Raw genomic sequence first — 12306 nt, 5'->3', positions numbered from 1 at the left:
CGTTTTAACTGCTACGTTTTGTTGTAGTTACTAATTTCAATACTTGGTTTGCTATAATTTCATCTGCATTTGGTAAAGCCATCTTACCTATATTTGCTGATAACTCTTCGCATTTACTTTTGTTTTTCATCAATTTAATGGCCTCTGCAATAAGCGTATCTTCTGCAGATCTATCTGCAATAACGATGGCTGCATTATTTTTAGCCAAAGCCATGGCATTTTTAGTTTGATGGTCTTCGGCAACATTGGGTGATGGCACTAAAATAACGGGCTTCTTAATAAGACAAAGCTCGGCGATGGTTCCTGCACCCGCTCTACTGATGATCAAATCTGCTGCCGCATAAGGCAAATCCATTCTATTTAAAAATTCCAATATTCTAAAATTTGGATGTTGGGTTATCCGCTCTGTTATAGATTTGAAGTAAAACTTACCTGTTTGCCATATTACCTGTATGTCTGCAGCAATCAATTCATCCAAATGCTTTTCTACACTTGCATTTAATGTTCTAGCCCCCAAACTTCCGCCTATTACCAAAATAGTTTTCTTCTGAGGGTCTAGCTTCAAAAGCTCAGCCCCGGCAAAATGCTTTCCCTTAATATCTACAGCCTCTTTCCGAACCGGATTTCCTGTCAGCAACAATTTCTCGGCGGGGAAAAACCGTTCCATGTTTTCGAAGGCAACGCAAATTTTTTGAGCTTTCTTGCCTAAATACTTATTGGTAATGCCTGCATAAGAATTTTGCTCTTGTATGAGGTATGGAATATTTTTTAGAGAAGCTGCGTAAAGCATCGGGCCCGAAGCATAACCACCAACCCCTACCACTACATCGGGTTTAAAGTCTCTTATAATCCTAATCGCTTTGCGAACACTTCCCAACAATCTAAAAGGCAAGCCCAGGTTTTTAAATATAGAACCACGTTGTATGCCCCTAATATTTAAACCCACAATTTTATATCCAGCTGCAGGAACCTTTTCCATTTCCATGCGGCCATTTGCTCCCACAAATAAAATATCACACCGAGGCATTAACTGCTTTAGCGCGTTGGCTATGGCTATGGCGGGAAAAATATGCCCGCCTGTGCCACCGCCTGATATGATAATTTTTGGGAAATTATTCATGTTTTATTAATTATCTCTTTAAACTTCTTTTGTAATTCAAGCCATTGCCGGTATCTCGCCGATAATTACTTTGTTTTTTATTTTTTCTTCTGTTTCTTTACCCGCCGTGGTTTCTTCTATGTCTTTGCTTACACTTAATATAATGCCAAATGCAATACTTGTAAAAATCATTGATGTACCGCCCATGCTTACCAAAGGCAGAGGTACACCGGTTACCGGGCCTAAACCAACGGCAACAGCCATATTTGCGAACGCCTGTATGGTTAAACTAAAGCTCAATCCGGCGGCAAGTAGCGCGCCAAAAGCTTTCGGTGCCTTCGTGACAATCTTAATACATCGATACAAGAGAATGAGGTAAAGCATCATTACCACAATTCCACCCAAAGTGCCCCACTCTTCGATGATAATGGCAAAAATAAAATCTGAATATGGGTGCGGAAGAAAGTTGCGTTGCGTACTATTTCCAGGTCCCTTGCCAAAAAAACCGCCTGTAGCTAATGCAATTTTAGATTGATCTGCCTGGAATGTTTTATCAGAATTCTGCAATTCTGGATGTAGGAATGAGTTTACCCTAGAAGCATACGTGGCACGCCTTGGCCCAAGAAAAACAACTAGCAGAAGCAACACCGCCCCGCCCGCACAAACTATAGAGATTTGCTTAATGCTGATTCTACCGATAATTAAAAGCAAGATGCTTACTCCAAATAACATTAAGGCCGTAGACAAATTGGCTAAAGCGATCAGTACAAACACCACGCAAACAGAGCCCATTATTGGGATGAATGATTCCTTAACATTCTTAATATGTTCTTGCTTTTTGGTAAGCATACGCGCCAAGAAAGTAATGAGCGCAAGTTTCGCCAAATCGGATGTTTGAAAGGTTAAGCCAATTACGGGAATCTTTACCCACCTCGAAGCATCGTTTAAGTTGGTTCCGAAAATAAGCGTATAAACCAATAGAGGGATGGTAATTACCATTAATATTTTAGAGATTCCGGCATAATAACGGTAATCTAGCAAATGGGCTACATAAATCATTGCAATACCAAGCAACACAAATATTAAATGCTTGGTAATCAAAAGCTTTTCTACCGCCTCACCTTTTCTATAAGCCAATGCACCTGTAGCGCTGTACACCGCCATAATAGAGATGAGCGAAAGCAAGATGATAATCAGCCAGATCCATCTATCGCCTTTGGTTTTATTTAAAAATGCTTGCAACATAATTATTTTCTTTTTAAAGTTCTCTAACAGCCTCCTTAAATTGGTTTCCGCGATCTTCGTAATTGCTAAACAAATCAAAACTCGCACAAGCGGGAGAAAGAAGCACAGTATCGCCACGTTTTGCCAAATGGTAGGCTATTTGAGCTGCTTCTGACGCTGAGAATGTGTTTACAATAATCTCCACTTCATCTTCAAAAGCGTCGTGTATTCTTCGGTTATCTTTACCCAAACATACAATTGCCTTTACCTTACTTTTCACCATGTCGCGGAGCATTTCATAATCGTTCCCTTTATCTACGCCCCCCATAATAAGCACTATATCTGTGTTGATGCTTTCAAGCGCATACCATGTAGAGTTTACATTGGTAGCCTTACTATCGTTGATAAAATCTATCCCAGAAATTTTTGCCACGTGCTCTAACCTGTGGCCTACATTCTTAAAATCCCCCATACTTTCTCTAATAGACTCGTTTCTGAGTTCTAAAACCTTGCCCACAATGCCAGAGGCCATAGAGTTGTAAAGGTTGTGTTTGCCCTGAAGGGCTAGATCTGTTATAGACATAATAAACTGGGTATTAGGAGATATTTGTATGTAAATGTTTTCGTTTTCTAGGTACGCACCTTCGGTCAACTTTTCTTCAATAGAGAAAGGGACCATTCTCGCCTTCGGCGTAACTTTTTGGAGCGCTTTTAGCGTCTCAGGGTCGTCTGCACAATAGATAAAATAATCTGCGGGGGTTTGATTTTGTATAATGCGCATTTTCGATGCGGCATAATTCTCTAATTTATAGTCGTACCTATCTAAGTGATCGGGGGTAATATTTAAGAGCACCGCTATGTCTGCTTTAAACTCATACATATCATCCAACATAAAACTAGATAGTTCCAACACGTACCAATCAAATTCTTCTGTGGCAACGAGAGCCGCAAAACTATTGCCTATGTTCCCCCCAAGCGCAACATTTAAGCCTGCTTGTTTTAGTATATGAAAAGTAAGAAGGCTCGTGGTTGTTTTGCCATTAGAACCAGTTATGCCGACTACTTTAGCTTTGGTGTAGCGTTTGGCAAATTCTATCTCAGAAACTATTGGCACCTGCTTTTCAATAAGTTTTTTTACAATTGGCGCGCTAGCTGGTATTCCTGGGCTTTTAATAACCTCTGTGGCATTTAAAATTAGCGACTCTGTGTGCTGTTCGGCTTCGAAGGATATGGCTAAGTTGTTCAACTTATCAACATATTTATCTGAAATTTTCCCAAAATCGGACACGAAGACATCAAATCCCATTTTTTGGGCTAACATTGCGGCTCCTACACCACTCTCGCCTGCGCCTAAAATAACAACACGCCCAAGGCCAGCGCCCAAAGGCGTTGATTGGTTTGATAGCATATTGTTTTGATTAATCATGTGTTGCTTTAAATTAGTTTGCTGATGATTTCTATGTATTATAAGTTCAATTAATTCTACCTTAATTTTAGGGTAACTACTGTGATAATGGCCAACAAAACCCCGATAATCCAAAACCTGATTACAATTTTGGCTTCGTGATATCCTTTCTTTTGATAGTGATGGTGCAATGGCGACATGAGGAATATCCTTCGCCCTTCGCCCCATTTTTTCTTTGTATATTTAAAATATGATACCTGCATAATCACCGAGACGAGTTCGATCAAGAACACGCCACATAATATCGGGATAAGCAGTTCTTTGCGGGTCATAATGGCGAACGATGCGATAATACCACCAATCGCCAAACTCCCGGTATCACCCATAAATACCTGAGCGGGATAAGAATTGTACCACAAAAAGCCCACGCATGCGCCCACAAATGCTCCAGCAAAAATCATCAACTCGCCAGAGTTAGGGATGTACATAATGTTTAGGTAATCTGCAATAACTGTGTTTCCAGAAACATAAGCCAAAATGCCCAGAGTTGTACCAATAATGGCCGACGTTCCCGTAGCGAGCCCATCTATCCCATCGGTAATATTTGCGCCATTACTTACAGCGGTAATAATAAAGACCGCAAATAATATAAAAACCAGACCTGCGTATTTTTGGTAATCGCTGCCTAAAAACTTTAAAACCTTCGCATAATCAAACTCGTTATTCTTATAAAAAGGCATATTAGTTTTGGTAGATTTTACATCTTGTGTATAATAAAAAATATTACCCTTTTGGCGAAGTACCATTGGCGCTGTAGAAGTAACCGGTACATTGTCTTGCACCGTTTCTCTAACCACAATATTTGGATTGGCGTACATGGTATAACCAACAATAAGCCCCAATCCAATTTGGCCAACCACTTTAAACCTACCAGCAAGCCCTTCTTTATTCTTTTTAAAAACCTTAATGTAATCATCCAAAAAACCGATGGCGCCCATCCATACAGTGGTAACTATCATCAATATAACATAGACGTTGGTAATATTGGCAAATAACAACGTGGGAACTAAAATCCCGAGGAGGATAATAATACCGCCCATAGTTGGCGTACCTTGTTTTTGCATTTGCCCTTCCAGGCCTAAATTTCTAACGGTTTCTCCAACCTGCATTTTTTGAAGATAATTGATCAACCTGCGCCCGAAAACGGTAGTAATAATCAGCGATAAGATGATGGAAATGGCCGCCCGGAAAGTTATATACTGGAATAACCTTAATCCCGGCACATCATAATGTTTGTGTAAATATTCGAATAACAAGTATAACATTAGCCGTTCGGGTTTAGTTGTTCGAGTAAAATTTCCTTGTCGTCAAAATGATTTCTAACGCCATTTATTTCTTGATATTTCTCATGTCCTTTTCCTGCAACCAAAATTATATCACCAGAACTGGCCAACATATAAGCCGTTTTTATCGCTTCTCTCCTATCTAAAACAGAAATTGCTTTTCGCTGATTTGAAGGAGAAACGCCAGCTTGCATTTCTTCTAAAATTGTCTGCGGGTTCTCGCTCCGCGGATTATCTGACGTCAAAATCACTTTATCGCTCCAATCGCAGGCAATCTGGGCCATAATTGGTCTTTTTGCTTTGTCTCTATCGCCGCCACAACCTACTACCGTAATGATTTTTTCCGTTCCCTTACGGATGTTATGGATGGTACTCAATACATTTTGCAGCGCATCTGGCGTGTGTGCATAATCTACAATGCCAATGATCTTATCTGCAGAAGTAATGTAATCAAACCTGCCCTCTGCACCTGTCAGCCGACTAAGCAATGTTAGCACTCTAAGTCTATCTTGCTCTAAAAGCATTGCCGTACCATAAACGGCTAATAAGTTGTACGCATTAAAAGTACCAACGAGTTTAAAGAACACATCTTCGTGATCAATATCTAAATGAAGACCTTCAAATTGGTTCTCTATTATTCTGCCCTTAAAATCTGCGAGTTGTTTTAGGGCGTAGGTTTTTTTATGAGCATTGGTATTCTGCAGCATTACCATCCCATTTTTATCATCGAGATTGGTCAATGCAAAAGCACTTCGGGGCAAAGCATCAAAGAAAGCTTTCTTAGCTGTAATGTAGGCTGCAAACGTTTTATGAAAATCTAAATGATCATGCGAAATGTTGGAAAAAACGCCGCCAGAAAAACTTAGGCCTGCAGTACGATTTTGTACAATTGCGTGTGAACTCACTTCCATAAAGCAAAATTCGCAGCCGGCATTAACCATGTCGTTTAGCAAGGCATTTAGCGCTAGTGGATTTGGCGTGGTATGCGTCGCATCAACTTTTACATCGTTAACAAAGTTTTCTATCGTTGATATTAAACCTGTTTTAAAACCTAAATCTTTAAACAACTTAAACAATAGGGTAGCGATGGTGGTTTTTCCATTGGTGCCCGTAATGCCTACCAACTTTAAATTCGCCGAAGGATTTTCATAGAAATTTGCGGCTAAAACGCCCAGCACAAAAGACGCATCCTCTACTTTAACATAGGTAATGTTCTGCATCAGCTCGGGTAATTCCTCGCAAACAATAGCTGATGCTCCTTTTTCGATTACTTGATCTATGAAATCGTGTCCATCGCTTAGCGTCCCCTTAATCGCCACGAACACATCATTTTTGCCAACATGGCGAGAATCGAAGTTTAAAGCATTGATTGTTATATCGGTAGACCCTACCAATTGTACTATCTTAACGCCATAAAGTAATTCTTGCAACTGCATTTAATATATTTTTAATGAGTGATTGGGTATTCTTAAATTGTTCTAAATGTTTCCTGTCTATTCTAATAAGATTTGAACGCCCAGACCGTTTCTTACCTTGGTTCCCGCCGCAATAGATTGGCTAACTACTTTTCCAAAACCAGCTACTTTTGTCTTTAACCCAGCATTTCCCAGCAGGTATAATGCATCTTTCAATCCCATACCCTCCACATTCGGCATAAAACCTTTTCTTTCATTGTTTTCTTGAAAAACAGTACCGGCACTTGTATCAACTATATTATAATACTCAGACTTGGAAGCGAATAATGGTTTAAATCCGAATGCGTGGTACACCTCTTGGGTTGCTTTACTCTGTCCGGCTTTTGTTGGTGGATTTATAGTATTGCCTACCAATCTCACAGGAACATCATCATACATGCTCATGTCGCTCGCATAAATTCTATCTGCAACCTCGCGAAAGACTGGACCAGAAACTAGGGCGCCATAATAGGCTCCCTTTGGGTCGTTGATTACCACAATCATCGAATACTTAGGCTTATCAGCAGGGAAATAGCCTACAAAAGATGCTTGATATTGCTTATTTACTTTGTAACCCCTATTTCCATCCGCAACTTGTGCAGTTCCGGTTTTTCCGGCAATTTTATAAAGTGGGTTATATACCACGGATCTTCCACTTCCTTCTAAAACGACACCTTCCAAAAGCTTTTTCATTTTCCCTAGCGTTTCATCAGAACACATTTTTTCGTCTATCACCCTCGCATGAAACTGCTCTATTGGATTGCCCAATCGCCTAATTTCCTTAACGAAAAGTGGCGCAATCATTTTTCCATTATTGGCAACGCCATTGTAAAGCGTAAGAATTTTTAACGGAGTTAACTGCATCTCATACCCATAAGCCATCTGCGGCAACGTCATGTTTTTATTCCAACTTTTAAAGCTTGGATTTTTTACAACTGGCCTTGCCTCGCCAGGTATTTGCAGACCTAACTTTTTATTTAATTCCCATTTATAAAGGTGATCTGTAAATTTTTTTGGATTATCGCCATATTTTGTATTGATCATTTTGGCGACAGCAGCGTTAGAAGACTCTTCGAACGCTTTTTTAACCGTAACAATTTCTACTTTGGGGTGCGAATCTTTTATCATGTGCCCAGGTATTTGATAATAACCAGTTCCTATTAGCGTGTTGGTATCTACCAACTTGTCATCCAGCAGCGACATGTAAGAAGCCAATTTAAACGTAGAGCCAGGATCTTGATTGCCTGCAATTGCATAATTAAATTGCTCTGCATACACCCCTTCACTCACTTTAGAAAAATTTGAGATTGCGCGTATTTCGCCCGTGGCAACTTCCATTACAATTACAGTACCGTGATCGGCCTGAGATTTAATCAGTTGCTTCTCTAGCGCACTTTGAGCCAAATCTTGCATGTTTACATCGATGGTAGAAATAATATCTGCGCCATCTTTCGGCGCAATTTCTGCTTCATCATTAACCGGAATATAAACACCTCCAGCTATTCTCTGCATCAACCTTTTACCACTTTCTCCGTTGATGTACTGATTATAAGCCCCTTCTAAGCCTACGCCGTTTTTTACATTTTCATTTTTATAGCCAATGGTACGAGCTGCAAGTCGTTTAAAAGGCAAAATTCTCTTATTCTGCTCTACCGCAATTAAACCTCCGGTATACTTCCCAACATTAAAAAGAGGAAAGGTTCTCACCGTCTTTAAATCAGAATAACCTACTCTACGCTGTATTAGTAAATAGCGTTTATTGGTTTGCCTAGCTTTGCGCAAGTAACGAGAATATTCCTTTGCCGTTTTATCTTTAAAAAACTCGGCAAGCTTCATACCCAAAGAATCTACTTTTTCATAAAACAAATCTTTGTCTGCTATGCCTCCTGCCTTCGTGTCCATGTGCAGCTCATACTCAGGCACAGAAGTGGCGAGTAGACTACCATCGTTGCTGTAAATATTGCCACGAACAGCATCTACCGTACGGTATTGGGTAGACAAACTGTCTGCCATTGCCTTCCATTTTTTACCTTGAACGTACTGCACTTGCCCCAAACGCAGAAAAACTGCGGCAGCAAACAGCACAATTAAGCCAAAAGCCAGGTAAACACGAAGAAGAATGACTGCCCTAATATTCATTGTTCTTAACAATTATTTTTTTTGGTGGTTCTATTAATTCCTTTATTCCCAAAGTATCTACCTTTTTGGCTACTTCAGTCATTTTGCTTTTAAACATTAAATCTGCTTTTAAAGACTTGTACTCCCAACGCAACTCCTTTACTTCGGCATTTAACTTATTAATTCGCCGTAAATTGTTCATTGCAAAATGGCTATTGCCAATGTAAATCATTCCTAAAAAGGCCAAGTAACACAAAAACGGAAGCGCCCTTGTCGCCGCTTCTTTACTTACCAGGCCATCATTAAAAAGTTTACTAATAGCAGAGCTGCTGTCCATTTTTTCCTCTGCGGTCTTTCTTTTTTTAGGCGCAGGCTTAAGCACAGGTTCTGGCCCTATCTCCTCTTCTTCTATATCAGCTCTAAACCTATTCATATCTTCTCTGCCACTCTTAATTTTGCGCTTCGCGCTCTATTATTTCGAGCAATCTCCTCCTCATTTGCAGTAATCGCCTTACGATTAATGGCGGCTAATGGCTTCTGCTGATTGCCAAAAAAGTCTTTTTCTACTTCCCCACTAAACTTGCCTTTAGCTATATAATTTTTAACAGGTCTATCTTCTAAACTATGATAAGACATAACCACTAACCTACCGCCTGGCTTTAACACTTCTGCTGCCTGCACCAAAAAATCTTCTAATGCAGCTATTTCTGCATTTACCTCTATACGCAAGCCTTGAAAAACCTGCGCTAAATATTTATGTTCTTTACCTTTCGGGATGTATGATTTTATAACTTCCTTAAATTGGTCTATCGTTTTAATTTGCTGTTCTAACCTAGAAGTAGCAATAGCGCAAGCCAAAGATTTGGCATTCTTAACTTCACCATAAAGACCAAAAATTTTATGTAATTTTTCTTCCGGATAAGAATTTAGCACTTTCCCTGCGGTAAGAGGAGCGTTTGCGTCCATTCGCATATCTAAGTCGGCGTTAAAACGGGTAGAGAAACCGCGCTCGGGCACGTCGAACTGGTGAGAGGAAACACCTAAATCTGCCAAAATCCCATCGACGTGTTTAAACCCTTTTAGCCTAAGGTTGTTTTTTAAAAATCTAAAATTCTGGTCGATAAACACAAAGCGCGCATCTTCTAACAAATTTTGTTGCGCATCAAGATCTTGGTCAAAAGCCACAAGTGTTCCATTTGGACCAAGTTTATTTAAAATTTCCTTAGAATGGCCGCCACCGCCGAAAGTAACATCTACATACACCCCATCGGCTTTAATATTTAAGCCATCTATACATTCCTTAAGCATTACTGGAACATGGTAGTTTTTATGCATCTTCTCCCCTTCCCTTTTTACCCATAACCTCTTCTGCTAGATTCGCAAAATTTTCGGGCACATTATCAAATATACCCTCGTAAGCAGTTTTATCCCACACTTCAATCCTATCTAACTGGCAAGCCAACACTACTTCGCCACCCAAACCCGCATAATCTGCTAAAGATTTCGGCAACAATACCCTGCCTGTGGCATCTAAAGAAAGAATAGTTGCACCTCGGGTAAAAGACCTAATGAACTCCCTATTCTTCGCTTCGTAAGCATTCAGCTTTCCGAGTTCAACCACAATGCCATCCCAAATATTTTTTGGGTAAATGATAAGATTCTTTTCAAAACCCCTATTAACCACCAATCCATCTTGCTCTGCCATAGGCAATTGTTTCTTAAGTACCGAAGGAACCATTAGGCGGCCTTTGGCATCAAGTTTACAATCGAACTCTCCTATAAGCTGTGTCATTTGGGATTTATGCTTAATTTGTAGTGTAAAAGTAAACAGTTTTACCACTTTTTACCACTTTTTACCACAAAAAAGTTTTCAACAGGTATTTTACCCCACCTGCAATCTAGTTTTTAAGAAAAATGGAAGGTAGGCGTGACGCAACTTATCTAGGCTCGGCTTGTATGGTGGCATACCCATCTAAAAAAAGTCGCCATTATGAGATTTAAAAATTGGAAAAAAAATTTCAAGAGAGGGGAGGTAACCAAACATGGGATTTATTATCAAGAACTTACGGAAATTTATTACTGTGAGGCGCAAAGCCATATAGACGCATTTTCAGTAAGCGATTGCATCGGTAAAAGCCTCGCAACAGACGACTTAAAAATTTACAGAAGTTGAAAATCTAGCACTGATTGCATGCTTTAACTAAGGGATAGAGCCAACGACTTACAAAAAGTTTATCTGTTTGTTAAAAGTTGTTAATGCTTTAGGTGCAATGGTTTGCAATATCTAGCTTAGTGCCCAATTGTTTTTATTGATGTTATGGTAATATTATTTTATCTTTGCAGGATGTTTAAAGCTAAACACCTAATCTTATTAATCTTTATTGCTTCTTTGGGGCTAGCGGGTTGCAAAAGCCGTTTTGAGAAACTAAAGGCAAGTAACGATGTGGCGAAAAAATACCAGGAGGCCTTGCGTTTGTACAATAAGGGAGATTATAGCAAAGCTTTAATTCTTTTTGAAGACTTGTCTCAAAAATATAGAGGACGTGCAGAAGCTGAAGATCTTAATTATTATTACGCCTATACCTTATATAGGTTGAAGGATTATACTACCGCCAGATACCAGTTTAAGAGCTTTGCAGAAACATACCCATCTAGTAGAAATGCAGAAGAGGCTAGATTTATGGGCGCCTATTGCTATTATTTGGAATCGCCAATCTTTTCGCTAGATCAGGCCAACACCTATAAAGCCATCGATGCACTGCAGTTATTTATAAATCTCTATCCCACAAGCGAGCGTGCGGCAACTGCAGGAAAATATATTGCCGATTTAAGAGGAAAACTAGAGAAGAAGGCTTTTGAAAATGCAAAGCTTTATCTAACCACTGGCCCTTCAAACCCTGATAATTATCGAGCTGCCGTTATTGCCTTTAAAAATGCCCAACGCGACTTTCCCGACATCAAATATTCTGAAGAGATGGATTATTTGATTATTGAGGCCCAATATCTTTATGCCAAAAACAGCGTTGTATTTAGACAAAATGAAAGGTATACCGAAGCGCTTGGGTTTTATGATGATTTTATGGAAAATCATCCAGAAAGCAAATTTACAAAAGATGCAAACGGACTTAAACAAAACATTAAGAACGGTATATCCACGGTAGAAGCCGAAATGGCCGACTATGCCACACAACAAGCCAAGTATAAGAAAATGCTTATTAGAACTGGCAGATTAAAAGACACTACACTTACAGACATCAAAAATAACTAAAGACATGACTACTACAAACAAACCTGTTGTACCGAATACTACGGTTACCAGAAATGTAAGAGAACTAGATAAAACTACTGATAATATATACGAAAGTTTGGTAATAATTGCTAAAAGAGCAAACCAAATTTCTAACAATGTAAAGGAAGAGTTGCACGGAAAACTTGCAGAATTTGCTTCGAGCAACGATAATTTAGAAGAAATTTTCGAAAATAGAGAACAGATAGAAATTAGCAAACATTACGAACGTATGCCTAAACCAGTACTGGTAGCTATCGATGAGTTTTTGAACGAAAAAATTTATTATAGAAATCCTGCTAAAGAGCAGAAATAGGTTTTTGTAGCGCAATGCGCTTAGCGTAATTTCTTGGCTGCTTTGTGCTATGGCAAAATAG

Annotated in this window: 11 protein-coding genes; 2 read left to right on the top strand and 9 right to left on the bottom strand. The window is 39.4% G+C overall.

The features are described 5' to 3' along the window. Positions 1-4: 4 nt before the first annotated feature. From murG to mraZ, 9 genes are read right to left on the bottom strand one after another with little or no spacing between them, the layout of a single operon-like run. Positions 5-1120: an undecaprenyldiphospho-muramoylpentapeptide beta-N-acetylglucosaminyltransferase gene (murG, locus tag ABIB40_RS06615; protein WP_354357250.1), complete on the bottom strand. Its 1116-nt coding sequence runs from the start codon at positions 1118-1120 to the stop codon at positions 5-7. A gap of 36 nt (positions 1121-1156) precedes the next feature. Then, on the bottom strand, positions 1157-2344 hold the full coding sequence (locus ABIB40_RS06610; RefSeq protein WP_354357248.1) for an FtsW/RodA/SpoVE family cell cycle protein: 1188 nt from the start codon (positions 2342-2344) through the stop codon (positions 1157-1159). Between the two features lie 13 nt (positions 2345-2357). Then, on the bottom strand, positions 2358-3749 hold the full coding sequence (gene murD / locus ABIB40_RS06605; RefSeq protein WP_354357246.1) for a UDP-N-acetylmuramoyl-L-alanine--D-glutamate ligase: 1392 nt from the start codon (positions 3747-3749) through the stop codon (positions 2358-2360). A 56-nt stretch (positions 3750-3805) separates the two neighbouring features. Beyond that, positions 3806-5053 carry a phospho-N-acetylmuramoyl-pentapeptide-transferase gene (gene mraY / locus ABIB40_RS06600; RefSeq protein WP_354357244.1) on the bottom strand — a complete coding sequence of 416 codons (1248 nt, stop codon included), beginning with the start codon at positions 5051-5053 and terminating at the stop codon, positions 3806-3808. Beyond that, a complete protein-coding gene (locus tag ABIB40_RS06595) occupies positions 5053-6507 on the bottom strand; it encodes a UDP-N-acetylmuramoyl-L-alanyl-D-glutamate--2,6-diaminopimelate ligase (RefSeq protein WP_354357242.1) in 1455 nt (484 codons plus the stop codon). Before ABIB40_RS06595 ends, mraY begins: the two co-directional genes overlap by 1 nt. A 57-nt stretch (positions 6508-6564) precedes the next feature. Next, a complete protein-coding gene (locus tag ABIB40_RS06590) occupies positions 6565-8664 on the bottom strand; it encodes a PASTA domain-containing penicillin-binding protein (protein WP_354357240.1) in 2100 nt (699 codons plus the stop codon). Then, positions 8654-9076, bottom strand: coding sequence for an FtsL-like putative cell division protein (locus tag ABIB40_RS06585; protein WP_354357238.1), 423 nt, complete (start codon positions 9074-9076; stop codon positions 8654-8656). The genes ABIB40_RS06590 and ABIB40_RS06585 overlap by 11 nt, the downstream gene beginning before the upstream one ends. Continuing rightward, the gene (gene rsmH / locus ABIB40_RS06580; RefSeq protein WP_354357236.1) at positions 9073-9978 is read right to left on the bottom strand and encodes a 16S rRNA (cytosine(1402)-N(4))-methyltransferase RsmH; all 906 of its coding nucleotides are present in this window, start codon (positions 9976-9978) and stop codon (positions 9073-9075) included. Before rsmH ends, ABIB40_RS06585 begins: the two co-directional genes overlap by 4 nt. Continuing rightward, a complete protein-coding gene (gene mraZ, locus ABIB40_RS06575; protein WP_354357234.1) occupies positions 9971-10435 on the bottom strand; it encodes a division/cell wall cluster transcriptional repressor MraZ in 465 nt (154 codons plus the stop codon). The genes rsmH and mraZ overlap by 8 nt, the downstream gene beginning before the upstream one ends. Before the next feature lie 552 nt (positions 10436-10987). Here mraZ and ABIB40_RS06570 point away from each other — a divergent pair. Both ABIB40_RS06570 and ABIB40_RS06565 read left to right on the top strand, forming a co-directional pair. Then, positions 10988-11911, top strand: coding sequence for an outer membrane protein assembly factor BamD (locus ABIB40_RS06570; RefSeq protein ID WP_354357232.1), 924 nt, complete (start codon positions 10988-10990; stop codon positions 11909-11911). A 4-nt stretch (positions 11912-11915) separates the two neighbouring features. After that, the gene (locus ABIB40_RS06565) at positions 11916-12245 is read left to right on the top strand and encodes a DNA-directed RNA polymerase subunit omega (RefSeq protein ID WP_354357230.1); all 330 of its coding nucleotides are present in this window, start codon (positions 11916-11918) and stop codon (positions 12243-12245) included. The last annotated feature ends 61 nt before the right edge of the window (positions 12246-12306 follow it).

Origin of the sequence: Pedobacter sp. UYP30 (assembly GCF_040547165.1) — a bacterium.
Classification (GTDB): domain Bacteria; phylum Bacteroidota; class Bacteroidia; order Sphingobacteriales; family Sphingobacteriaceae; genus Pedobacter.
This window is presented reverse-complemented; position numbering and strand designations above follow the sequence as displayed.

Coding starts and splice junctions, on each gene's coding strand:
- murD (WP_354357246.1), bottom strand. CDS start 3,749: ATGATTAATCAAAACAATATGCTATCAAACCAATCAACGCCTTTGGGC.
- ABIB40_RS06590 (WP_354357240.1), bottom strand. CDS start 8,664: ATGAATATTAGGGCAGTCATTCTTCTTCGTGTTTACCTGGCTTTTGGC.
- ABIB40_RS06595 (WP_354357242.1), bottom strand. CDS start 6,507: ATGCAGTTGCAAGAATTACTTTATGGCGTTAAGATAGTACAATTGGTA.
- rsmH (WP_354357236.1), bottom strand. CDS start 9,978: ATGCATAAAAACTACCATGTTCCAGTAATGCTTAAGGAATGTATAGAT.
- ABIB40_RS06610 (WP_354357248.1), bottom strand. CDS start 2,344: ATGTTGCAAGCATTTTTAAATAAAACCAAAGGCGATAGATGGATCTGG.
- ABIB40_RS06585 (WP_354357238.1), bottom strand. CDS start 9,076: ATGAATAGGTTTAGAGCTGATATAGAAGAAGAGGAGATAGGGCCAGAA.
- ABIB40_RS06565 (WP_354357230.1), top strand. CDS start 11,916: ATGACTACTACAAACAAACCTGTTGTACCGAATACTACGGTTACCAGA.
- mraZ (WP_354357234.1), bottom strand. CDS start 10,435: ATGACACAGCTTATAGGAGAGTTCGATTGTAAACTTGATGCCAAAGGC.
- mraY (WP_354357244.1), bottom strand. CDS start 5,053: ATGTTATACTTGTTATTCGAATATTTACACAAACATTATGATGTGCCG.
- ABIB40_RS06570 (WP_354357232.1), top strand. CDS start 10,988: ATGTTTAAAGCTAAACACCTAATCTTATTAATCTTTATTGCTTCTTTG.
- murG (WP_354357250.1), bottom strand. CDS start 1,120: ATGAATAATTTCCCAAAAATTATCATATCAGGCGGTGGCACAGGCGGG.